At 70.9% G+C, this 23,490-nt stretch carries 17 protein-coding genes; 4 read left to right on the forward strand and 13 right to left on the reverse strand.

Annotated features, from left to right (window positions below):
• Positions 1 to 201: 201 nt before the first annotated feature.
• From P3T35_RS33950 to eccD, 9 genes are all read right to left on the reverse strand, one after another.
• On the reverse strand, positions 202 to 1,887 hold the full coding sequence (locus P3T35_RS33950) for a ribonuclease J (RefSeq protein WP_101380335.1): 1,686 nt from the start codon (positions 1,885 to 1,887) through the stop codon (positions 202 to 204).
• Positions 1,888 to 2,093: 206 nt separating this feature from the next.
• Positions 2,094 to 2,993, reverse strand: coding sequence for a 4-hydroxy-tetrahydrodipicolinate synthase (gene dapA, locus P3T35_RS33955; protein ID WP_101380336.1), 900 nt, complete (start codon positions 2,991 to 2,993; stop codon positions 2,094 to 2,096).
• Between the two features lie 239 nt (positions 2,994 to 3,232).
• Positions 3,233 to 3,961 carry an FAD-dependent thymidylate synthase gene (thyX, locus tag P3T35_RS33960; RefSeq protein ID WP_101380337.1) on the reverse strand — a complete coding sequence of 243 codons (729 nt, stop codon included), beginning with the start codon at positions 3,959 to 3,961 and terminating at the stop codon, positions 3,233 to 3,235.
• On the reverse strand, positions 3,958 to 4,398 hold the full coding sequence (locus P3T35_RS33965) for a tetratricopeptide repeat protein (protein ID WP_101380338.1): 441 nt from the start codon (positions 4,396 to 4,398) through the stop codon (positions 3,958 to 3,960). Before P3T35_RS33965 ends, thyX begins: the two co-directional genes overlap by 4 nt.
• Entirely contained in the window at positions 4,398 to 5,144 is a 747-nt protein-coding gene (gene dapB / locus P3T35_RS33970; protein ID WP_101380339.1) for a 4-hydroxy-tetrahydrodipicolinate reductase, read from the reverse strand. The genes P3T35_RS33965 and dapB overlap by 1 nt, the downstream gene beginning before the upstream one ends.
• A 47-nt stretch (positions 5,145 to 5,191) precedes the next feature.
• On the reverse strand, positions 5,192 to 6,541 hold the full coding sequence (locus tag P3T35_RS33975) for a pitrilysin family protein (protein WP_101380340.1): 1,350 nt from the start codon (positions 6,539 to 6,541) through the stop codon (positions 5,192 to 5,194).
• An 87-nt stretch (positions 6,542 to 6,628) separates the two neighbouring features.
• Positions 6,629 to 8,842, reverse strand: coding sequence for a polyribonucleotide nucleotidyltransferase (locus P3T35_RS33980; protein ID WP_101380341.1), 2,214 nt, complete (start codon positions 8,840 to 8,842; stop codon positions 6,629 to 6,631).
• Positions 8,843 to 9,247: 405 nt separating this feature from the next.
• Positions 9,248 to 9,538 (reverse strand): 30S ribosomal protein S15, encoded by a 291-nt coding sequence (rpsO, locus tag P3T35_RS33985; RefSeq protein ID WP_101380342.1) that lies wholly within the window; start codon positions 9,536 to 9,538, stop codon positions 9,248 to 9,250.
• A 92-nt stretch (positions 9,539 to 9,630) separates the two neighbouring features.
• Positions 9,631 to 11,088, reverse strand: coding sequence for a type VII secretion integral membrane protein EccD (gene eccD / locus P3T35_RS33990; RefSeq protein ID WP_101380343.1), 1,458 nt, complete (start codon positions 11,086 to 11,088; stop codon positions 9,631 to 9,633).
• 212 nt (positions 11,089 to 11,300) lie between these two features.
• Here eccD and eccCa point away from each other — a divergent pair, with 212 nt between their 5' ends.
• A complete protein-coding gene (eccCa, locus tag P3T35_RS33995; protein ID WP_101380344.1) occupies positions 11,301 to 15,245 on the forward strand; it encodes a type VII secretion protein EccCa in 3,945 nt (1,314 codons plus the stop codon).
• A gap of 513 nt (positions 15,246 to 15,758) precedes the next feature.
• Entirely contained in the window at positions 15,759 to 17,165 is a 1,407-nt protein-coding gene (locus P3T35_RS34000) for an APC family permease (protein WP_101380345.1), read from the forward strand.
• An 84-nt stretch (positions 17,166 to 17,249) separates the two neighbouring features.
• Here P3T35_RS34000 and mycP read toward each other — a convergent pair whose 3' ends face one another.
• From mycP to eccB, 4 genes are all read right to left on the reverse strand, one after another.
• Complete coding sequence (mycP, locus tag P3T35_RS34005; protein ID WP_280709037.1) at positions 17,250 to 18,530, reverse strand: type VII secretion-associated serine protease mycosin; 1,281 nt, start codon at positions 18,528 to 18,530, stop codon at positions 17,250 to 17,252.
• A gap of 134 nt (positions 18,531 to 18,664) precedes the next feature.
• Positions 18,665 to 18,955, reverse strand: a complete 291-nt coding sequence (locus P3T35_RS34010; protein ID WP_101380346.1) for a WXG100 family type VII secretion target — start codon at positions 18,953 to 18,955, stop codon at positions 18,665 to 18,667.
• Positions 18,956 to 19,041: 86 nt separating this feature from the next.
• Positions 19,042 to 19,347, reverse strand: coding sequence for a WXG100 family type VII secretion target (locus tag P3T35_RS34015; RefSeq protein WP_101380347.1), 306 nt, complete (start codon positions 19,345 to 19,347; stop codon positions 19,042 to 19,044).
• A gap of 180 nt (positions 19,348 to 19,527) precedes the next feature.
• Positions 19,528 to 21,129 carry a type VII secretion protein EccB gene (eccB, locus tag P3T35_RS34020; RefSeq protein ID WP_101380348.1) on the reverse strand — a complete coding sequence of 534 codons (1,602 nt, stop codon included), beginning with the start codon at positions 21,127 to 21,129 and terminating at the stop codon, positions 19,528 to 19,530.
• 168 nt (positions 21,130 to 21,297) lie between these two features.
• On the opposite strand from eccB, the gene eccE reads away from it, so the two are divergent.
• Both eccE and P3T35_RS34030 read left to right on the forward strand, forming a co-directional pair.
• Positions 21,298 to 22,695, forward strand: a complete 1,398-nt coding sequence (gene eccE, locus P3T35_RS34025) for a type VII secretion protein EccE (protein ID WP_101380349.1) — start codon at positions 21,298 to 21,300, stop codon at positions 22,693 to 22,695.
• Positions 22,695 to 23,459 carry a hypothetical protein gene (locus tag P3T35_RS34030; RefSeq protein WP_101380350.1) on the forward strand — a complete coding sequence of 255 codons (765 nt, stop codon included), beginning with the start codon at positions 22,695 to 22,697 and terminating at the stop codon, positions 23,457 to 23,459. Before eccE ends, P3T35_RS34030 begins: the two co-directional genes overlap by 1 nt.
• Positions 23,460 to 23,490: the final 31 nt, after the last annotated feature.

Below are 23,490 nucleotides of genomic sequence, written 5' to 3' on the forward strand. Positions count from 1 at the left end.
TCCGCGCCGTTTCCGGCTTCGGATTCCATTCCGATTCGCTTTCGCCTTTCGGCGCTCCCGAACTCTATCAGAGCTTTCCGGCCCGTTTTCCCCGCTCGAACTGAATTCGAAGCGGAGCCGCGCGGCCAGCGGGGCAACTCGGAGAACATTACGCACCGAGCTGCCCCGCGTCAAATCCGGGCGGTCAGCGCCCGAACCGGGTCAGACCTCGACCACGACCGGCAGGATCATCGGCCGGCGGCGGTAGTTGTCGGCCACCCACTTGCCGATGGTGCGGCGGACCAACTGCTGCACCTGGCGGACCTCCAGCACGCCGTTGTCGGCGGACTTGCGCAGCGCCTCCTCCAGCTTCTGCGCGACCGGCGCGAAGGCCGTGTCGTCGATGCCGGAACCGCGCTCCTGGATGGTCGGACCGCTGACGATCTTCCCGCTGGTGGAGTCCACCACCACGAAGGCCGAGATGAAGCCCTCCTCACCGAGGATCCGGCGGTCCTTCAGCGAGGACTCGGTGATGTCGCCGACCGAGGAGCCGTCGACGTACACGTACCCGGCCTGCACCTTGCCGACGATCTTCGCGACGCCGTCGACCAGGTCGACCACGACGCCGTCCTCGGCGATCACGGTGCGGTTCTTCGGAATGCCGGTCTTGATGCCGAGGTCGGCGCAGGCCCGCAGGTGGCGCCACTCGCCGTGGACCGGCATCAGGTTCTTCGGACGGCAGATGTTGAAGAAGTACAGCAGCTCGCCGGCCGAGGCGTGTCCGGAGACGTGCACCTTGGCGTTGCCCTTGTGGACGACGTTGGCGCCCCAGCGGGTCAGGCCGTTGATCACCCGGTAGATCGCGGTCTCGTTGCCGGGGATCAGCGACGAGGCCAGGATCACCGTGTCGCCCTCGACGATCCGGATCTGGTGGTCGCGGTTGGCCATCCGGGAGAGCGCGGCCATCGGCTCGCCCTGCGAGCCGGTGCAGACCAGCACGACCTCCTTGTCCGGGAGGTCGTCCAGCTGCTTCACGTCCACGATCAGGTTGCCGGGGACCTTCAGGTAGCCCAGGTCACGGGCGATGCCCATGTTCCGGACCATCGAACGCCCGACGAAGGCGACCTTCCTCTTGTACTCGTGCGCGGCGTCCAGCACCTGCTGGATGCGGTGCACGTGACTCGCGAACGAGGCCACGATGATCCGCCGCTCCGCGTTGGCGAAGACGTTGCGCAGCGCCGCGGAGATGTCCCGCTCGTGCGGGATGAAGCCGGGGACCTCGGCGTTGGTGGAGTCCACCAGCAGCAGGTCCATGCCCTCCTCGGCCAGCTTGGCGAAGGCCGGGAGGTCGGTGAGGCGGCCGTCCAGCGGGAGCTGGTCCATCTTGAAGTCGCCGGTGGCCACCACCATGCCGGCGGGGGTGCGCACCGCGACCGCCAGGGCGTCCGGGATGGAGTGGTTGACCGCGATGAACTCGCAGTTGAAGGGGCCGATCTGCTCGCGCTGCCCCTCCGCGACCTCCAGTACGTAGGGCCGGATCCGGTGCTCGGCGAGCTTGGCCTCGATCAGCGCCAGGGTCAGCTTCGAGCCGATCAGGGGGATGTCCGGGTTCTCCCGGAGCAGGTACGGGACGGCACCGATGTGGTCCTCGTGGCCGTGGGTCAGGACGATCCCGTCGACCTTGTCGAGGCGGTCCCGGATGGCGGAGAAGTCCGGCAGGATCAGGTCGATGCCGGGCTGCTCGTCCTCGGGGAAGAGCACGCCGCAGTCGATGATCAGCAGCCGGCCCGCGTACTCCAGCAGCGTCATGTTGCGACCGATCTCCCCGAGGCCGCCGAGCGGGGTGATCCGGATCGCGTTCGGCGCGAGTGCGGGGGGCGCGCCGAGTTCGGGGTGGGGGTGGCTCAAAAGACTCTCCATTCACGCAGCGCGCCATATGCCGCGGAGGACTTCCCCCGCCGGCATATGGCGCGCGGCATCGCTCGTTCCTGTCAGTTCGGTCCGCTCGTGATCGAGCGGCTCGCTGTTGTGCCCCGCGCCTGTCGTCTCCGGTCCAGCGGCGGGTCCCATGGCGGCGATGGGGCCCGGCGAGCCGGGGGCGCGCACGTCTTTTGCTACAGGTGTACCCCGCCGGCGGCGAGATCCTCCTTCAATCGGGCGATCTCCTCGGGCGTGGCCTCGACCAGCGGCAGCCGGACCGGGCCGCCGGGTTGCCCGGCCAGCGCCAGCGCGGCCTTGCTGAGGATCAGGCCCTGGGTGCGGAACATGCCGGTGTAGATCGGCAGCAGGGCCTGGTGGATCGCGGTGGCGCGGGCGTTCTCGCCGGCCTCGTAGGCGTGGACCAGCTCGCGCAGCCGGTCGGCGACCAGGTGGCCGACCACGCTGACCATGCCGACGGCTCCGACCGAGAGCAGCGGCAGGTTGAGGATGTCGTCGCCGGAGTACCAGGCGAGCCCGGAGCGGGCGATCGCCCAGGAGGCGGCGGCCAGGTCGCCCTTGGCGTCCTTGTTGGCGACGATCCGCGGGTGCTCGGCGAGCCGGACCAGCGTCTCGTGGCTCAGCGCCACACCGGCGCGGCCCGGGATGTCGTAGAGCATCACCGGCAGGCCGGTGGCGTCGGCCACGGCGACGTTGTGCCGGTAGATGCCCTCCTGCGGCGGCTTGCTGTAGTAGGGGGTGACCACCAGCAGGCCGTGGGCGCCGGCGGCCTCGGCCTGCCGGGCCAGCTCGGCGCTGTGCGCGGTGTCGTTGGTGCCGACGCCGGCCACCACATGGGCGCGGTCTCCGACCGCCTCCACCACGGCGTGGACCAGCTGCGCCTTTTCGGCGTCACTGGTGGTGGGCGACTCGCCGGTGGTGCCGTTCAGCACCAGGCCGTCGTTGCCCAGGTCCACCAGGTGGGCGGCCAGGCGCTGGGCGCCATCGAGGTCGAGTCCGCCGTCGGGGGTGAAGGGAGTCACCATCGCCGTCAGGACCCGGCCGAAGGGAGCGTGCGGTGTGGAGGTCGGAGCCATGGTCCAAAAATACTCGTAGCCGATGAGGAGGCCGACAGTCCGGTCCAGGGTTAGGACGAAGAAGCACCCTGAAAAGGCACGGCCGAGGGGCCGGAAAGCGGACAATCCATAGGATTCCGGTGCTACCTGCTCGGGGGTTCAGGTAGCACCGGAATCCGTGCCCCGAGCCTAGGGAGCACCCCAATCCGCCGCAATCCGGACATGCAGGGCCACGGGGCCCGTATGCCTATCGAGCCAGGTCAGGGCGCGAGCCGGCCGTGCTCGTTGAAGGCCGCATGGGTGAGCGGCATCAGACCCGCCCACAGCTCCTCCATCTTCTCGGCCACCATCTCGATCTCGCGCTGCGGGAAGGTCGGCATCTTGCCGCGCTCGTCCTTCTTGCGCAGCGACAGGAAGTGCATCAGCGAGCGGGCGTTGCAGGTGGCGTACATCGAGGAGAACAGGCCCACCGGGAGCACCGCCCGGGCCACCTCGCGAGCCACGCCCGCGGCCAGCATCTCCTGGTACTCGGTGTAGGCGGCGGTGTAGGCGCGCTCCATCGAGGCGGTGGCGGTCTGGTGCTGCTCGGGGGTGCCCTGGTGGAACTCGTACTTGCCCGGCCGGCCGACCTGGACCAGCTTGCGGTCCTCGGCGGGCACGTAGAAGACCGGCTGCAGCTCGCGGTAGCGGCCGCTCTCCTCGTTGTAGGACCAGCCGGTGCGGTGCCGGTGGAACTCGCGGAAGACGAAGATCGGCGCGCTGATGAAGAAGGTCATCGAGTTGTGCTCGAAGGGCGTGCCGTGCCGGTCCCGCATCAGGAAGTTGATCAGGCCCTTGGACTTCTCCGGGTCCTGCCCGACGGCCTCCAGCGACTGCTCGCCCTTGGTGGAGACCCGGGCCGCCCAGAGCACGTCGGTGTCGGTGGCCGCGCTGCGGACCAGCTCCACCGTGACGTCGCTGCGGAAGATCGGGGAGGCGTCGTCGGTCACGGGTTACTCCTCAGCTTGATTGCGTGGTGCATGGTCTTGCGGGCGCGCGGGGTGTCGCCGGCGTCGGCGTAGGCGACGGCCAGGCGGAACCAGACGCGCCAGTTCCGCGGGTCGGCCTCCGCCTCGGCCCGGCGCTTGGCGAAGACCTCGTCGGCGGACGCGCGGTCGATCCGGCCGCCGCCGGTTCGCTTGAGCTCGTCGACCGGCAGGCCGCCCTCGGCCGCCAGCTCCCGGGACATCTGCTCGGTGGTGCGCCCGAACCGGATGGTCTGGCGCAGGAACCAGATCCCGATCCCCGGGATGATGAAGGCGCAGATCCCGATGCCGATGCCGGCGGGCTTGCCGGTGGCGATCAGCTGCACGCCCTCCCCCATGCAGACCAGGGAGACCAGGAGGAGGGCGGCGGCCAGGATGAAGAAGCCCGTGCGCGAGGTCATCAGAGGTCCAAGAAGTGTTCGAGGCCGAAGGTCAGGCCCGGGGTCTCCACCACGCGCCGCACCCCGAGCAGGATGCCCGGCATGAAGCAGCTGTGGTGCAGCGAGTCATGACGGATCGTCAGGGTCTCGCCGGCGTCACCGAAGAGCACCTCCTGGTGGGCCAGCAGGCCGCGCAGCCGCACCGCGTGCACCGGCACCCCGTCCACGTCGGCGCCGCGGGCACCGGGCAGCGCGTGGGTGGTCGGGTCGGACTGCTTGGGCAGGCCGGCGGCGTCGCGGGCCGCCGCGATCAGCTGGGCGGTGCGCGTCGCGGTGCCGCTGGGGGCGTCGGCCTTGCGGTTGTGGTGCAGCTCCACCACCTCGACCGACTCGAAGTACTTGGCGGCCTGCTGGGCGAACTGCATGGTCAGCACGGCGCCGATGGAGAAGTTGGGCGCGATCAGGCAGCCGGTGCCGGGGGCGGCGGCCAGCCAGCCGGTCAGCAGCTCCAGCCGCTCCGGGGTCCAGCCGGTGGTGCCGACCACGGCGTGGATGCCGTTGGCGGTGCAGTACTCCAGGTTCCGCATCACGGCGTCGGGGTGGGTCAACTCGACGGCCACCTGGGCGCCGCTGGTGACCAGCTCCTCCAGCGCGGAGTCCCGCCCGAGGGCGGCGACCAGCTCCAGGTCGGGGGCGGCCTCGACCGCCTTGACCGCCTCGGAGCCGATTCGGCCGGTGGCGCCGATGACGGCTACGCGCAGGGTCATCTGTTGGTCCTCACTTCGGGCGGTGCTTCTGCAAGGGGGCGGTGCGTTCACAGGAGGGCGGCGAGCCCGGCCGCCCGCTTGTCGCTGATCGGGCCGATCACCGCGAGCGAGGGGCGTCGCGCGCCCAGCACATCACGGGCGACCTGGTGGACGTCGTCCAGGGTGACTCCGGCGATCTTCGCCAGTATGTCGTCCACCGACAGGTGCTCGCCGTAGGCCAGCTCGGCCTTGCCGATCCGGTTCATCAGCGAGCCGGTGTCCTCCATGCCGAGCACCGTGGAGCCGGAGATCTGGCCGATCGCGCGCTGCAGCTCCTCCTCGGTGATGCCCTCGGCGATCACCCGGTCCAGCTCGGCGCGGCAGATCCGCAGCACCTCCTCCACCCGCTTCGGCTGGCAGCCGGCGTAGATGCCGAACAGCCCGCTGTCGGCGTAGGACGAGGAGTACGAGTAGACCGAGTAGGCCAGGCCGCGCTTCTCCCGCACCTCCTGGAAGAGCCGCGAGCTCATGCCGCCGCCGAGCGCCGAGTTGAGCACGCCCATCGCCCAGCGCCGCTCGTCGTGCCGGGGCAGGCCGGGCCCGCCGAGCACCAGGTGGGCCTGCTCGGTGGGCCGGTTGAGGAGTTCCAGGCGGCCCGCGGTGCGCAGCTCCCGCTCACCGCGGCGGGCCTCGGCGGGCGCCGCATCGGACTTGGCGAGGAGCGGGGCGAAGGCTGCCTCGACCTGGCGGACCACCGCCTTGTGGTCCAGGTTGCCGGCGGCCGCGACCACCAGGTGCTCGGGCCGGTAGCGGCGCTTGTAGAAGCCGGCGATCTGCTCCCGGCTGAGCGCCTTGACGGTCTCCTGGGTGCCCAGGATGGGCCGGCCGAGCGGGGCGGAGCCGTAGAGCACCTTGGCGAACAGGTCGTGCACCACGTCGCCCGGGTCGTCCTCGGCCATCGCCATCTCCTCGAGGATGACGCCGCGCTCGGCCTCCACGTCCTCGGGGCGGATCAGCGATCCGGTGACCATGTCGCAGACCACGTCGATGGCCAGCGGCAGGTCGGTGTCCAGCACCCGCGCGTAGTAGCAGGTGTTCTCCTTGGCGGTGAAGGCGTTCATCTCGCCGCCGACCGCGTCCAGCGCGGCCGAGATATCCAGCGCCGAGCGCCGGGCGGTGCCCTTGAAGAGCAGGTGCTCCAGGTAGTGGGTGGCCCCGTTGAGCTGCGGGGTCTCGTCCCTGGAGCCGACGCCGACCCAGATCCCGAAGGTCGCCGAGCGGACCGTCGGCAGGGTCTCGGTGACGACCCGCAGGCCGCCGGGAAGCACGGTGCGGCGGACCGTCCCGGCACCGTCGACACCCTTGAGCAGGGTGCGGGTGCTACCGGGGCGCTGCTGCACTGCCGAGGCCTGGGCCACGGGCCATTCCTTCTTTCGATCTTCGGGGACAACAGGGTGCGGCCCGTACGCCGAGCGGGCGTACGGGCCGCGGTGCCTAACGGTGCGTCACTCGGACGCGGGGGCCGCCTCGGCGCCCTCTTCGCCCTCGATGACGGGGATCAGCGAGAGCTTGCCGCGCGGGTCGATCTCGGCGATCTCGACCTGCACCTTGCTGCCGACGCCGAGCACGTCCTCGACGTTCTCCACCCGCTTGCCACCGGCCAGCTTGCGGATCTGCGAGATGTGCAGCAGGCCGTCCTTGCCCGGCATCAGCGACACGAACGCGCCGAACGTCGTGGTCTTCACCACGGTGCCCAGGTAGCGCTCGCCGACCTCCGGCATGGTCGGGTTGGCGATCTGGTTGATCGTCGTACGGGCAGCCTCTGCCGAGGGGCCGTCGACCGCACCGATGTAGATGGTGCCGTCGTCCTCGATGGTGATGTCCGCGCCGGTGTCCTCCTGGATCTGGTTGATCATCTTGCCCTTGGGGCCGATGACCTCACCGATCTTGTCCACCGGGATCTTGATGGTGATGATGCGCGGCGCGTTCGGCGACATCTCGTCGGGCGTGTCGATCGCCTCGTTCATCACGTCCAGGATGTGCAGGCGGGCGTCCTTGGCCTGCTTCAGCGCGGCGGCCAGCACCGAGGCCGGGATGCCGTTGAGCTTGGTGTCCAGCTGCAGCGCGGTGATGAAGTTGCGGGTACCGGCGACCTTGAAGTCCATGTCGCCGTACGCGTCCTCGGCACCCAGGATGTCGGTCAGCGCGACGTAGTGGGTCTCGCCGTCGATCTCCTGCGAGATCAGGCCCATGGCGATACCGGCGACGGCGGCCTTCAGCGGCACACCGGCGTTCAGCAGCGACATGGTGGAGGCGCAGACCGAGCCCATCGAGGTGGAGCCGTTGGAGCCCAGCGCCTCGGAGACCTGGCGGATCGCGTAGGGGAACTCCTCGCGGGTCGGCAGGACCGGGATCAGCGCGCGCTCGGCGAGGGCGCCGTGGCCGATCTCGCGACGCTTGGGCGAACCCACGCGGCCGGTCTCGCCGACCGAGTACGGCGGGAAGTTGTAGTTGTGCATGTAGCGGCGACGCGTCTCCGGGGAGAGCGTGTCGAGCTGCTGCTCCATCCGGAGCATGTTCAGCGTGGTGACACCCAGGATCTGGGTCTCGCCGCGCTCGAACAGCGCCGAGCCGTGCACCCGCGGGATCGCCTCGACCTCGGCGGCCAGGGTGCGGATGTCGGTGACACCGCGGCCGTCGATGCGGACCTTGTCCTTGATGACGCGCTCGCGCACGATCTTCTTGGTCAGCGCGTTGTAGGCGGCGCTGATCTCCTTCTCGCGGCCCTCGAACTCCGGGAGCAGCTTCTCGGCGGCGACCGCCTTGACGCGGTCCAGCTCGTTCTGGCGCTCCTGCTTGCCGGCGATGGTCAGCGCCTTGGCCAGCTCGTCCTTGACGGCGGCGGTCAGCGCGGCCAGCACGTCGTCCTGGTAGTCCAGGAAGACCGGGAACTCGCCGGTCGGCTTGGCGGCCTGGGCGGCCAGGCGGGCCTGCGCCTCGCAGAGCACCTTGATGAACGGCTTGGCGGCCTCCAGGCCGGAGGCGACGATCTCCTCGTTCGGCGCCTCGGCACCGCCGGCGACCAGCTTGATGGTCTTGTCGGTGGCCTCGGCCTCGACCATCATGATCGCGACGTCACCGTCGGCGAGCACCCGGCCGGCGACGACCATGTCGAAGACGGCCTCCTCCAGCTCGGAGTGGGTCGGGAAGGCCACCCACTGGCCCTTGATCAGCGCGACGCGGACGCCGCCGATCGGGCCGGAGAACGGCAGGCCGGCCAGCTGGGTGGAGGCGGAGGCGGCGTTGATCGCGACCACGTCGTACAGGTGGTCGGGGTTGAGCGCCATGACGGTGACGACGACCTGGACCTCGTTGCGCAGGCCCTTGACGAAGGACGGGCGCAGCGGGCGGTCGATCAGGCGGCAGGTCAGGATGGCGTCCTCGGAGGGGCGGCCCTCACGACGGAAGAACGAGCCGGGGATCCGGCCCGCGGCGTACATCCGCTCCTCGACGTCCACCGTCAGCGGGAAGAAGTCGAAGTGCTCCTTCGGCTGCTTGGAGGCGCTGGTGGCCGACAGCACCATGGTGTCGTCGTCCAGGTAGGCCACGGCGGAGCCGGCGGCCTGACGGGCCAGGCGGCCGGTCTCGAAGCGGATGGTACGGGTGCCGAAGGAACCGTTGTCGATCACGGCCTCGGCGTAGAACACGTTCTCTTCCACCTGGAAGATCTCCTCTTTCGTACGTCTCCGGGAGAGCGCCCCCGCGCTTGCCTGCCGGGGTTGGCCCTTACTGCCGGGCCGGTCTTCGATCGAAGCCTCCGGGGCTCCCGCTCGATCGGCGGGACTCCGGCGGCCACTACCGAGGACCGGCGCCTCTCGGCTGCCGGGCTGCGGCGGTCGGCGTCTGGACGCTCTCCTGGATGCGGGCGGCTTCCATTTGAAGCCTGCGGCCCGCGTCGGGTTGTCATGCGGCTGGTGTGGGCGCGGTGCTCGCGCCATCACCCGGCATGCCCACAACCCTACGGTGCGAATCTCGGCCGCCCCGGGAGGCGGACCCGAAATTCTCGGTGCTGGGTACGCGCGAGGGGCGGCCCCCCGAGTGGGGAGCCGCCCCAGGGGGCGTACTTAGCGGGCGCCGCCGGCGGCACCGCGGCGGATGCCCAGGCGGTCGACGAGCGCACGGAAGCGCTCGATGTCCTTCTTGGCCAGGTACTGCAGCAGGCGGCGGCGCTGGCCGACCAGGATCAGCAGGCCACGGCGGCTGTGGTGGTCGTGCTTGTGGAACTTGAGGTGCTCGGTCAGGTCCGAGATGCGGCGGGACAGCATGGCCACCTGCACCTCGGGGGAGCCGGTGTCGCCCTCCTTCTGACCGAACTCGGCGATGAGCTGCTTCTTGACGTCGGCGGCGAGAGCCACGGCGACTCCTTCTTGGTCTGACCGAGTGCTCCTGGTCTACCGCACAGGAACTTCTGGGACTCGGAAGCCCCAGGGTATCAGTCGGCGGCGGGCTAGCTGGTCGCGCCCCTGACCAGGGCGTAGATGTTCAGCACGGCCAGGGCCAGCGGCACCAGCGACATCAGCAGCATGCTGTCCACCAGATCGAGGATGCGGCCCCAGAACGGCGAGACGCCGAGCCGCGGCACCACCAGGGCGATCGCGATCAGCAGCGCCGCGCCGATCGCGATCGAGCCGCCCAGCCACAGGGTGCGCAGGTCGAGGTCGGTGCCGCTGGCGCCCTTGAGGATGAACAGCGGGGTGTGCAGCGCCAGGCCCACGATCAGCAGGCCCAGGCTGACCAGGCCGGCGATGGTGAGGCTGAAGACCTGCGCGGTGTAGCGGAACAGCCGGGCGCGCAGCATGGTGGAGATGCCCAGCGCCAGCGCCAGCACCTCGGGGAACACCTGGTCGCTGAAGCCCAGCACGGCGCAGGCGCCGACCACCACCGCGGCCGAGCCGCCGACCAGGCCGACCAGCACCTCGTGGCCGCGGCGGGCCTGGTGGGCGATCCGCTCGTACTGCACGGCCTCGGCCCGGCTGGTCTCCTCGCCGAGCCGGCTGCCCCGGGTGCGGGTCTGGCCGGGGGCGCTGAAGCCGACCGGGAGCCGGGCGAACCGGGCCGACAGCGCGGGCAGGAACCCGACCGCGGCCACCGCGATGACGCCGGAGGCGCCGGCGATGTGGCTGACCGGGGTGGTGGGCATCAGCACCGCGGCGAAGGTGGCCAGGGTGCCGGCGGCGGCCAGGAAGGCCGCGGCGACGAAGACCGAGTCCTTCTCCGGCAGCAGGCCGACCAGCAGGACCGAGACCAGCAGCACGGCCACGCAGCCGACCAGGAACTGGAGGCGGCCCGGACCGTCGAACCTGTGGGTCAGCCCGATCACCCCGGTGCCGGCGATCAGCGCGTGCGGCAGGGCGCCGATGCCCAGCGCCAGCGCGGCGCCGGAGTCGTCGTAGACCCGGGCCCGCACGCCGGCGAAGGCGACCAGCACCACGGCGGACACACCGGAGAGCACCCCGGGCAGGCCGTGCATGTCGTGCGTCAGGCTGGCGAACCAGAGCGCGAAGCCGAGCAGCACGATCAGCAGGGTGGCGCCGATCAGCCCGAAGGCCCGCATCAGGTCCGGGCTCCAGAACCGGCGGTCGGCCTCCACGGCGCTGGCGATCGCGTCGGCCACGTCGTCGTAGACGGCCGGCGGCAGCGACTCCGCGAACGGGCGCAGGCTGAGCAGGTCGCCGTCGCGCACCTGCTGGGCGGCCAGCGGCAGTCCGCTGTCCAGCACGGTGCCGTCCCGGCGGACCAGGTGGAACCCGGTCGGCTCGCCGTCGCCCTGGGTCTGCCCGGACAGCCGCAGCACCTCGGGATAGACGTCTGCCAGCGGCACGTCCTCCGGCAACGCGACGTCGATCCGGCTGTCCGGCGCCACCACGGTGACCCGGCAGAAACCGGTCGCTGCGTTCGAACTCACCCGTATCCCCCTTGGTGATCTTTCGGTGCCTCAACCGACGGTGCCTCAGTCGGCGATGCGTCACCCTACCGTCTCGTGTCGTCGCGGGCTGTGCAGGGCCTGCTTCGTGCGCGGGACGGGGTCGGTAGGATCGGCCCCTGCGCAGGCGGGGGCAGGCAGTTGACGACAGGGGAGCCTCGCCGAAGACCTGTTGAGTCGCGTGAGGGCGGTAGATGAGTGTCGTAACGGTCAAACGGCCGACCAGGGCCTACCCCCCGGCAGTGCCGGACGAGCCGGTGGAGCTGGTCGCACCGCCCGAACTGGCCCGCGGGGGCGGCGACGACTGGATGATGAGCCTGCTGCCGATGCTCGGGATGGGCGGTTCGGCGGCGTTCTTCTTCACGCCGGGCGCCCAGCCGATGATGCGGATCATGGGCGTGCTGATGCTGGCCTCCACCGCCGGTATGGCGGTGGCCCAGCTGGTCAGGACCCGCAAGGGCGGGGGCGCGGGGCTGGCGGAGGAGCGCCGCGACTACCTGAAGTACCTTCAGCAGATGCGCCGCAAGGTGCGCCGCACCGCGGAGCAGCAGCGCGGTGCCCAGCTCTACCTGCACCCGGAGCCGGACCAGTTGTGGGCGATCGTGGCCGAGGGCCGCCGCCTCTGGGAGCGCCGCCCGAGCGACCCGGACTTCGCGCAGATCCGGATCGGGCGCGGCCCGCAGCAGTTGAGCACCCCGCTGGTGGCACCGCAGACCGCCCCGATGAACGAGCTTGAGCCGCTCGCGGCGGATGCGATGCGCAACTTCCTTCAGGCGCACGGCACTTTGCAGGACCTGCCGCTGGCGGTGGCACTGCGGGCGTTCTACCACATCACGGTCTGCGGTGACCCGGACAGCGTCTACGGCAGCGTCCGGTCGATGATCGCCCAGCTCACCACCCTGCACTCCCCCGACGACCTGGTGGTCGCGGTGGCCGCCGCGCCCGGCGCGCTGGAGGAGTGGGAGTGGACCAAGTGGCTGCCGCACACCCAGCACCGCAAGGAGAGCGACGGCGCCGGCGCCCGGCGCCTGATCGCCGACCACATGGGCACCCTGGAGGAGCTGCTGGCCGATGAGCTGTCGGGCCGTCAGCGCTTCACCCGGGACTCCCAGCCGACCTCTGACCAGCCGCACCTGGTGGTGATCCTGGACGGTGCCCCGATCCCGGCGGACTCGGTGCTGGCCGGTGCCGAGGGCGTGCAGGGGGTCACCGTGATCGAGGTGGTGCCGGGCGAGCTGGACGAGCCGACCGGGCACCTGCTGATCACCGTCTCTCCCGAGGAGCTGCTGCTGCAGTCGGCCTCCGGTGCCTCCTACTCGGGCGCCCCCGACACCCTGACCGCCTGGCAGTCCGAGGCGCTGGCCCGGCAGTTGGCGCCGTACCGGATCTCGGCCGGCGGCGACGACGAACCGCTGCTCTCCAACCTGGACTTCACCGATCTGATGGGCGTCGGCGATGCCGGCTCGGTGGACGTCTCACGCACCTGGCGCCCGCGCGCCCAGCACGAGAAGCTGCGGGTGCCGATCGGCGTCGGGGCCAACGGCGAGCTGGTGCACCTGGACATCAAGGAGGCCGCGCTGGAGGGCATGGGCCCGCACGGCCTGTGCGTCGGCGCGACCGGTTCCGGCAAGTCGGAGCTGCTGCGCACCCTGGTGCTGGGTCTGGCGCTGACCCACTCCTCGGAGACCCTCAACTTCGTGCTCGCCGACTTCAAGGGTGGTGCCACCTTCGCCGGCATGGCGGACATGCCGCACACCTCCGCGGTGATCACCAACCTGGAGGGCGAGCTGACCCTGGTGGACCGCATGCGGGACGCCATCGAGGGTGAGCTGAACCGCCGTCAGGAGCTGCTGCGTTCGGCCGGCAACTACGCCAACATCAACGAGTACGAGCGGGCCCGGGCGGCGGGCGCGGCGCTGGATCCGCTGCCCTCGCTGGTGCTGATCATCGACGAGTTCTCCGAACTCCTCACCGCCAAGCCGGACTTCATCGACATGTTCATCCAGATCGGCCGGATCGGCCGTTCGCTGGGTGTGCACCTGCTGCTGGCCTCGCAGCGTCTGGAGGAGGGCAAGCTGCGCGGTCTGGACACCTTCCTGTCCTACCGGATCGGTCTGCGCACCTTCTCGGCCGCCGAGTCGCGGGTCGCGATCGGCGTGCCGGACGCCTACCACCTGCCGCCGGTGCCCGGTGTCGGGTACCTGAAGTTCGGCAACGACGTGCTGGACCGCTTCAAGGCCGCCTACGTCTCCGGCCCCTACCGGGCGCCGGGGCAGCAGCGGGTGGCCGGCCGGGTGTCGGGGGCGCAGCCGGTGCTGTTCACCGCGGCCGAGGTGGCGGTGCAGGAGCCGCAGGTCCAGGAGGAGGAGCCGGAGCCGCAGCTGGACGACTCGCTGGTGGACACCGTGCTCGACGTGATCGTGCACCGGATGGTCGGCCAGGGCCCGGCGGCGCACCAGGTGTGGCTGGCGCCGCTGGACGAGGCGCCCAGCATGGACCAGCTGATGCCGCCGCTCCAGGCCACCCCGGAACGCGGGCTCACCTCGCCGGAGTTCGGCGCGCTGGGCCGCCTGGTGGTGCCGGTGGGCATCGTGGACCGGCCGCGCGACCAGCGCCGGGACGTGCTCTACCAGGACTACTCGGGCGCGGCCGGCCACGGCATGGTGGTCGGCGGCCCGCGGTCCGGCAAGTCGACCATGATCCGCTCCATGGTCACGGGCTTCGCGCTCACCCACACCCCCGTCGAGGCGCAGTTCTACCTGATGGACTTCGGCGGCGGCGGCTTCCAGTCGCTGCAGGACCTGCCGCACGTCGGCGGGGTGGCCGGGCGACTGGACGGCGACAAGGTGCGCCGGATGGTCAGCGAGGTGCACGGGGTGCTGAACCGGCGCGAGGAGCTGTTCCGGGCCACCGGCATCGACTCGATCTCCACCTACCGCACCCGCCGGGCCGCCGGGCAGCTGCCCGACGAGCAGTTCGGCGACGTCTTCCTGATGATCGACGGCTGGCTGACCTTCAAGCAGGAGTTCGAGCCGCTGGAGCCGGTGATCAACGACATCGCCCAGCGCGGTCTGGGCTACGGCGTCCACCTGGTGCTCACCGCGGGCCGCTACGCGGAGGTCCGGCCGGCCCTGAAGGACGCCCTGCAGAACCGCACCGAGCTGCGGCTCGGCGACCCGCTGGAGTCCGAGATCGACCGCCGGGTGGCGCAGAACGTGCCGAAGGGCGCGCCCGGACGCGGCGTGACCGCCGGCAAGCTGCACTTCCTGACCGGCCTGCCGCGGATCGACGGCTCCTCGGACACCGCCGACCTGGTGACCGGGGTGGCCGGCCTGGTGGACGCGGTGAACGCGGCCTGGTCCGGCCCGCGGGCGCCGCAGGTGCGGATGCTGCCGGCGGTGCTGGACGGCTACTCGCTGCCCAAGGGCTTCGAGCAGCCGGAGCGCGGTGTCGCGTTCGCGCTGGACGAGGTCGAGATGGCCCCGGCCTTCGTCAACTTCGAGTCCGACCCGCTGTTCATCGTTTTCGGTGAGAGCGAGTCCGGGAAGTCGGCGGTGCTGCGGATGCTGATCAAGCAGATCACCGAGCGGTACACCGCGGACCAGGCCGGCATCGTGATCGGCGACTACCGGCGCGCGCTGCTCGGCACGGTGCCGCCGGAGTACCTGGTGGAGTACGCGGCGGCCCAGCCGGCGATGACCGCGATCGTGGAGATGCTGCGCGGCGCCTGCGCCCGCCGCCTGCCCGGCCCGGACGTGACCGCCGAGCAGCTGCGCAACCGCAGCTGGTACAGCGGCAAGGACATGTTCGTGATCGTGGACGACTACGAGCTGGTCGCCACCGCCTCGGGCAACCCGATGGCGCCGCTGGCGGAGTTCCTGCCGTTCGCCCGCGACATCGGCCTGCGGGTGATCATCGCCCGCAGCGCCGGCGGTGCCGGCCGCTCGCTCTACGAGCCGCTGATGCAGCGGATGCGCGAGCTGGGCGGGCAGGGTGTGCTGCTCTCCGGCAACAAGGACGAGGGCGCGCTGCTCGGCACCGCCAAGCCGCAGGCGCTGCCGCCGGGCCGCGGCCTGTACGTCTCGCGCCGGGTGACGGCCGGCCAGATGGTGCAGACGGGCTGGCTGCCCGTGAGTTAGTCACCGAGCGTGACTAGAAGGGGTCGGCTGTGGGGTACCACAGCCGACCCCTTCGACGTTGCGGCGTCCACCAGCCGGACCGTTCCGGAATGTTATCTAGCTGTTTCCAACGCCGAGCTGCGGATGTCGTCGCCGTCCGAAGCGGCAACCGGACCCGGCGAAGCCGTTTCGAACGCCCTGGTCGGCAATGCCCACGCCCCGGACTCGACCTTTGATTCAAGTGCCGCAATGCCACTTCACCTTGGATTCATGCCCCGTTAGTCAAAGTTAACAAGTCGGACATCAATCCCAACGGTGCCGATCGGCCACAGTTCCGGATGACTATGCGCTCCGACGCAACGGATTCCGAAGGCCAACCGGCATTGACGCAATCAATACGCCCCCGCAGCATTGGCGACTCGGGAGCGGCCCATCTCAACCCCCAAGCGACCCCCTTCGGAGGCGATAACGCTCCCCACCCCAGCACCGCACAGGACCGCGCAATGCCGCGCCGAGCCGATCGGACTCTCCCCCATGACCGACACGCTTCGACCGCCCACCACCTCCCCCACGGTGACGGTCGGTACCGCCGAGGCCCCGCGAAAGCTCACCCGCTCACTCGGCGTCGTCGGCGGCACACTGCTCACGCTCTCCTGCGTGACCCCCGCCTCCTCGCTCTTCGTGCTGGTGCCGGGCCTGTTCAGCTCGCTCGGCACCGCGACCGCGATGACCATCGGGATCGGCGCGATCATCTGCGTGGCCGTGGCGTTCGCCTACTCGGAGCTGGGCACCCTGATCCCCAGCGCCGGCGGTGAGTACGCGATGGTCGGCACCCTGGCCGGGCGGTTCGCCGGCTGGCTGTCATTCATCCAGTCGCTGATCGTGGTGATGATCGTCCCGTCCGTCATCGCCGTCGGCACCGCCGCCTACCTGGCGCCGATCGTGCACGTCAGCGGCCCCGTCGCGGGTGCCGCGGTGATGCTCGCCTCCACGGTGGCCGGCCTGCTCGACCTGCGGGCCAACGCCTGGATCACCGGCATCTTCCTGGTGCTCGAGGTGATCGCGGCGGGCGTGGTCTCCGTCCTCGGCTTCGCCCACCAGCAGCGCGGCATCTCCAGCATGTTCCACGGCGTCGTGGCCGACGGCCAGGGCCACACCAGCGGCGTCGGCCTCTCCGCCGTCATGGGCGCGATGGGCGTGGCGCTGTTCGTCACCCAGGGCTTCTCCACCGCCATCTACCTCTCCGAGGAGCTGGAGAACCCGCGCCGCAACGTGGCCCGCACCGTGCTGTGGACGCTCGGCCTGTCCTGCGTGGTCATCATGCTCCCGGTGATCGCCATCACGCTGGGCGCGCCCGACCTGGCCACCCTGACCGGCGGCGACCTGTCCGGCATGGTGGCCGGCTGGAGCAACTCGGCGCTCGGCACCTTCATCAGCCTGTGCATCGCGCTGGCCATCATCAACGCCGGCATCGTGATGGTGATCCAGAACTCCCGGGTGCTGTTCGCCTCCGGGCGCGACCGGGCCTGGCCGGAGCCGGTCAACAAGGCCTTCGGCACCCTGAACCGGTTCGGCGCCCCGTGGGTCTCCACGCTGGCGGTCGGCATCCCCGGTGCGGTCTTCTGCTTCGTGCCGAACACCCTGCTGAGCAACATCACCGGTGTCGCGGTCGCCGCGCTCTACCTGCTGGTCGCGGTCGGTGCGCTGCTCTCCCGGCGCGGTGCGCACAAGGACGTGCCGGCCTGGCGCCAGCCGCTCTGGCCGGTGCTGCCGATCCTGCTGATCGTGGCGCTCGGCTACGTGATCACCCAGCAGGACCACAAGGCGCTGATGTGGACCGGCATCATCACCGCGGTCTCCTCGCTCTACTGGGTCTTCTACCTGCGCCCGCGGCAGGAGACCCGCTGGGTGATCACGCTGCCCGAGGACGAGCAGGTCTGAGCCCTGCTGCCGCGAAGCGGCCCGGACGCCCCGCTGGGGGGGTGTCCGGGCCGCTTGGCGTTCGTCGGCGATGCCGGGAGGCTGTCAGCGGCCGGCACGGCGGCGGCGCAGGTCGCGCAGCACCACCGAGCCGCCGAACAGCAGCGCCACCGACAGCACGGCGGTGCCCAGCACGTAGGTGGCGGTGCGCCGGTTCCGGTCGGCCTGGGTCTCGCCGAGGCCGAGCGGCTGCGGCAGGATCGGGGCGGTGTCCAGCCTGACCTGCGGGTCGGGGGTCGGGGCGTCGGCCGGCACGGTGGAGTCGGTGACCGCCTTCACCGGGTCGACCACACCCCAGCCGATGTACTTGTTCGGGCCGTGGTCGGTGCGCTGCGCGGTCTGCTCGATCCGGGTGCGGACCTGCGCGGCGGACCAGTCGGGGTGGGCCCCGACGAGCAGGGCGGCGACCCCGGCGACGTAGGGGGTGGCGAAGCTGGTGCCGTTGTCCACGCACTGCCCGCCCTTGGGCACGGTGGAGAGCATGTCGACACCGGGCGCGGCCACCTTGAGCCAGTCGCCGTAGCTGGAGAAGGTGGCCCGCTCGTTGTTGCGGTCCGAGGCGCCGACCGACAGCACCGTCGGGTAGGCGGCCGGGTAGGTCGTCTCCTCCACGCTGTCGTTGCCGGAGGCCGCGACCACCACCGCCTTGTGGCTCTCCGCCTTGTCGATCGCCTGCTTCAACTGGTCGCTGCCGCCGAAGTTGGGATTGCCGTCGGCATCCCGGACGTCCTGCGAAATGTTGATCACCCTGGCACCCAGGTCGACCGCGTCGCTGATCGACCTGGCCAGGGACGGCACATCGCCATCGCCGGCGTCATCGTTCTGACGGATCGACAGGATCGTCGCCCCGGGCGCCAGGCCGATGAAGCCCACCTTGTCCCGATGGCCGGCGGCGATGATCCCGGCCACCTTGGTGCCGTGCCCCACCGTGTCGGTCAGGGAGTTGCCGTCGGCCGGCGCCGGCGGGTTCTTGCTCTTGTCCATCAGGTAGCTGGGGCCCTGCACGACCTTGCCGCCGCCCAGCTGCGGATTGCCGGGGTCCACTCCGGTGTCGATCACGGCGACCGTCACACCGGTACCGTCGAGCAACGGATTGTTGTTTTTCGGGTCGCCGGCGTTGTAATTCGGGTTCTTGGGCCAGAGCTGGTCCAGCACCACCCGCTGCAGCGACCACGGCTGCTCCGCCACGTCCTGGGCCGGGAACGTGCAGTTGCCCGCCGCGGCGACGCCCACCCCGGTTGAACCGGCCGCTGCCGCCGGGGTGGTCCCCAGCAGCGCGAGCACCGCCGCGATCGCCGCCGACCGGCCGAGCCCTCGCCTCACCACGACTCCAACTCCCCTTGCCCTACTGCGAAACGGTGTCCTGCGGAGAAACGACAGAGCGGAGCGGGCGCCCGACTTCGGACGCCCGCTCCGTTACCTCGATGCTCCCCCGTGCCGGGAGCGGCGATCAGGCGCCCTTACCACATCTTGACGTTGTTGCTCTCGGTCGTGGTGTAGCTCTCGTGGGCCTTGTCCAGCGCCGTCGCGATCTGGAGCAGCGTGCTGTGCAGGTCGGAGGCCTTCTGGTCCCAGACGGCCTGACGCTGGTTGTAACCCTCCTGCGCCGCGCCGGTCCACGAGTTGGCGACCTTGGCCACGGCGGTCTTGAGGTCGCTCAGCTGCGTGTCGATGGTGCCGGCGGTGGTCCGGACCGTCTGGCCGGCATTGGCGATGGTCTCGAACGTAACCTTGATGTGTCCGTCGGACATGGTGAACTCCTTACCGAAAGAGGTGAGCTGGGCGACCCCGATCAAGGCCGCCCCGGATGTGCTTTGCCGTGCCGATCCGAAACGGATCAGGCTCCCGGCACACTGGACAGCGCGCCGCGCTGGTCGTCTTCGGTCGTGGAGTAGTTCTTGGTGGTGGCGTCAATGGCCCCGCGAATGTCGTTCAACACCTGGTTGAGCGCCTTCACGTCGTCGTTCCACTTGGTCTGCAGCGCGTGGTATGCCGTCGCCGCCTGACCCTGCCAGCCGCCGGCAACCTCGTCGATGAGCTGGTTGAGCTTGCCGACCTCGGCCGTGATCTGATCGTTGACCTGGGTGATCCGAGCCGAGAGAGCCCGCATCTCCTCAGCGGTCGTCGTGAACTGACCAGCCATGTTCCACCGTCCCCCATGAGACAGACTTACTTCGGGAGCTCGGTTACTCAGCCCACCCGAAGGACGTCACGGTGTGACGTCTGCGGAAGACTGTAGTCCCCCGTCCCGACAGTCCCAACACCATATGGGCCTTGGTTACCGAGTTATGACGTACGCCCACGAGCAACTGGCCCGGTCGGTTCAGGAGTTCTGCTCCTGAGTGGCAGTCATGGTGCTCAGGGTCGGGCCGGTCGTGAGCAGGTCGGACCACGCCCTGGGGACCGTCACCGGCACGACGTCCTTGTACCCCAGGCGCGCCTGCGCCTCGTTGACCTGCGGCTGAGCCTGCTGCTGCCCCGGCGACGGGGTCGGGCTGGGACTGGAGTTGCCCGGGGTGCCCTGGCTGGTGACCGGCACCGGGTAGCGCAGCCCGGTCTCGGTGAGCAGGAAGGTGCTGCCGGAGCCCTGCTGGCCGTTGTCCATCGCCCGGTACAACAGGCCGTGGCCCGGACTGACATGGGCGGTGGTCGAGCCGCTGGTGACCAGCGCGGGGAACTCGGTGCCGGCCCAGACGGAGCGCTTCGGGTCGTTGCCGAACTGCGGGTCGTTGGCGTAGTAACCGCCCTCGAAGGTCGAGCAGATCACCGGGCGGGCGGTGGTCGGGTCGCCGACGTTGATCTGGCCGGACGGGGCCGACCGCGGCCACAGGCTGTTCAGGTGCAGCGGCCCGGTCCAGTCGATTTCCGCCTTGTACTTGGAGACGTCGGCCGCGGTGAGCGTGGCGAAGCCCGGGGCGGCGCTCCCGTAGGCGCCCTGGGTGAGCGGGTTCATCTTGATCAACTGAGCAGCCAGCGAGGACACCTGGAAGAGCTGGTCCTTGCCGACCACGTAGAGGCCCTTGTCGGCCTGGTCCGGGGTGCTGACCAGCCGACCGACGAAATCCTGGCCGGGGTCGGTGAGCCGCACACTGGACGGCACCTGGTTGCGGCCGGTCGGGTCGAGGCCGGGCACCGTGGGGAAGTCGATCACGGGGCCCTTCCCCAGGGTGTCCAGCCACTGCTGGGTGACGGGCTGGGCCTTGGCCTGGCTGCCGAACAGCGCGGTCTGCAGCGCGGGCACGCTCGCCGGGTCGCTGCCCAGCTGGTAGGCAATCCCCTGCGGGCTGACCAGGTACTCCACCACCGCGCCGTTCGGCTGCTTCGGCCCCTGGACCAGCAGCGCGTCACCGCCGGCCAGCTTCCGGTCCCGGCTCTCCAGGGTGTTCGCGTCCTGGTCGGCCGCCACGAAGACCCCCTGGACCGGGTGGTTGTCGTCGGACCCCGGCCGGTCGCAGACCGACCACTTCTTCGCCTGCCCGGCATCCGTCGCGCTCGGCAACTTGTCCGGCGCGTACGGGATCCCGATGGTCGCACCGTGCGACTTGTAGTGGTCCAGCACCGAGTCGGCGACGAAGACCACCTTGGAGTCGGCCGGCAGCACCAGCTTCGCCGAGGCCATGTTGACCACCGGGTGCAGCATCTTGGTGCCGTCCGGGTTCTGCAGCACCACGTAACGGGTCGTCGAGTCCTTGCCGACGATCACGTTCTTGCCGCTGTCCCAGTCCAGCGGCGCACTGGGCTTGATCATCCCCCACAGGCCGAAGCCGGCCATCACCAGCGCTCCGACCACGATGGAGGGCACCACCGCCCGGATCGGACGCGGCGCGTCCTCGTCGCTTCCGCCGTTGCCCGGCTGCAGGAACGCGCCCACCATCCGCTTGCGCGCGAAGGTGTAGGCGTTGAGCTCGTCCCGCCGTGATGCCATCTGCTCCGTCTCCCCTGTTCGAGCTTCCAGCCCGCCATTCTGCCGCCCGGCGGCTCCGGCCGACGGCCCAACCCTCTACGATGCGGCAGACGGTGAGTACGGTACGGGTACGGTTCCGTACGCTGCCAACCGGACCGTGACAGCGAATCAGAGAGGGTCACGCGGGGGATGCCGAGCAAGACCGCTCCAGGGCGACGCAGGACGGCACGAGGCCGGGCCAAGCCGCCCGCCGACACCGCGCCGGTGCCGCAGCAGCGGCCGGCCAGGGCCGACGACAGGGCCGCGGGAACCGGCCCGGCGGCGGTACCGGTCAAGCTGCACCCCAAGCCGGGGCTGCTCAGCCGGCGGCTGCGGCTGCAGCAACTGGTGCTGATCGAAGTCGCGGTGGCACTGGTCGCCATCGGCTTGACGGTCAACCGCGCCACCGCCATCGGGTTCGCGGTGCCCGCCGTGGCCCTGCTGGTCTTCGCCCTGGTGCCGCTGCACGGACGCCCCCTGGGTGAGGCGCTGCGGATCCGATCGCTCCAGCGGGCCCGCCGCAAGGACGCCCCGACCAATGTGCCGCCCGGCACCGACCCGGCGCTGGCCCCGGTGCTCGAACTCGACCCGGCGCTGCACACCACCACCCACGCCACCGAGGCCGACCTCGGCGGCGGCCGTCCGGTGCGCCGCGAGACCGGCATCGTCGGCGACGGCACCTTCCTCACCTCGGTGCTGCTGGTGCAGGCCAAGGACCAGCCGCTGCGGCCGGCGCGGAACGCGATGCCGCTGCCGCTCGACGTGGTCTGCTCGGCGCTGACGGTGGACGACATCACCCTGGAGTCGGTGCAGCTGGTCCAGCACACCCAGCCCGCCCCGGCGCCGCACCTGCCCGAGCAGGCGCTGGCCACCCGCGCCTACCAGGCGCTGCCGGACGGCGCCAACACGCCCGCGCTGCGGCTCACTTGGGTCGCCCTCAAGCTCGACCCGGAGCGCGCGGCCGCCGCGGTGCTGGCCCGCGGCGGCGGTGAGGAGGGCGCCCGCAAGGCGCTGCAGCGGGTCACCGACCAGCTGGCCGGGCGGCTCAACGGGGCCGGTTTCAACGCCACCGTGCTGGACGAGCGGGAGCTGATCGCCGCGCTCTCCATCGCCACCTGCGCCAACCCGCTGGCCACCACCGGCCGGCAGGGCTCCGGCAGCGGCGGCCAGGTGGCCCGCCGCACCCAGGAGAACCGGCGGTTCTGGCGGGTCGACGACCGCTTCCACACCAGCTACTGGATCTCCCGCTGGCCGCAGCTCAGCCGCCCCGGCGGCCCGGGCCGGATCTCCTCGCCCGACCTGGTCAACCTGGTCACCAGCATCCCGGCGCTGGCCAGCGCGTTCAGCCTGACCGCCCGCCCGGGCACCGGCGGCTCGGTGGCGCTCAGCGGGCACGTCCGGGTGGTCGCGCGCAGCGAGCAGGACGTCGCCAAGTTCGGCCGGCTGCTGGAGCAGCGCGCCCAGAGCGCGGGCCTGGGCCTGTCCCGACTGGACCAGGAGCAGGTGCCCGGCCTGCTCGCCACGCTGCCGCTCGGGGGGACTTCCTGATGGCTTACCAGACCTACCCGACCACCCCGCCCACCCAGGAGCGCGGCAAGGTCACCACCCGGATCCGGGCCGGTTTCGGCCTGCGCGGCCCGCGCCGCGAACAGCATGTGCTGGCCCCCGCCGACCTGGCCGCGCTCTCCTTCCCGGTCGGCGACGACGGGGTGCTGATCGGCGAGGACTACCCGGAGCAACGGCCCTCGGTGCTCGGCCTGTTCCGGCCCACCGCCTATGACGTGGTGCTGGTCGGCGGCGTGTGGACAGCGCAGATCCTGGCGCTGCGGGCCGCCGCCACCGGCGCCCGGGTGGCGGTGGAGACGGCCCGCCCGCAGCTCTGGGCACCGCTGGCGCAGGCGGCGGGTGGCGGGCAGCCGTGCGTGACGGTGCATCAGATCGGGCGGCTCGGCGCGCAGGGCGCCTCGGTGGCGGCTCCGGTGCTGGTGGTGCGCGACCTGGGTCCGAAGCCGCCGCGCAGCCGGCTCTCCGCCACCCCGTGGCAGTCCACCCTGACGCTGCTGCCGTTCCTGGGGCCGAACGCCGCCCGGGTGCTCAACTCCGCCGACCTGGTGGGCATCCAGCGGGTCTCCCCGCCGGAGGCCGAGCTGCTCGGCCGGCTGCTGACCGTGAGCACCGAGGACGTCACCGCCCTGCCCACCCTGGGCGACGAGTACACCCTGTGGGCCACCCGGATCCGCCGCCAGTACGTGCGCCTCGACCCGGTGCAGCCGGAGCAGCAACTGCTCGGCCCGGCCCGCCGGGTCGACTGAGCAACCGGAAGCGCAACGAAGGCGTCGTCAA

It is taken from the genome of Kitasatospora sp. GP30 (assembly GCF_029892145.1).
GTDB classification, from domain to species: domain Bacteria; phylum Actinomycetota; class Actinomycetes; order Streptomycetales; family Streptomycetaceae; genus Kitasatospora; species Kitasatospora acidiphila.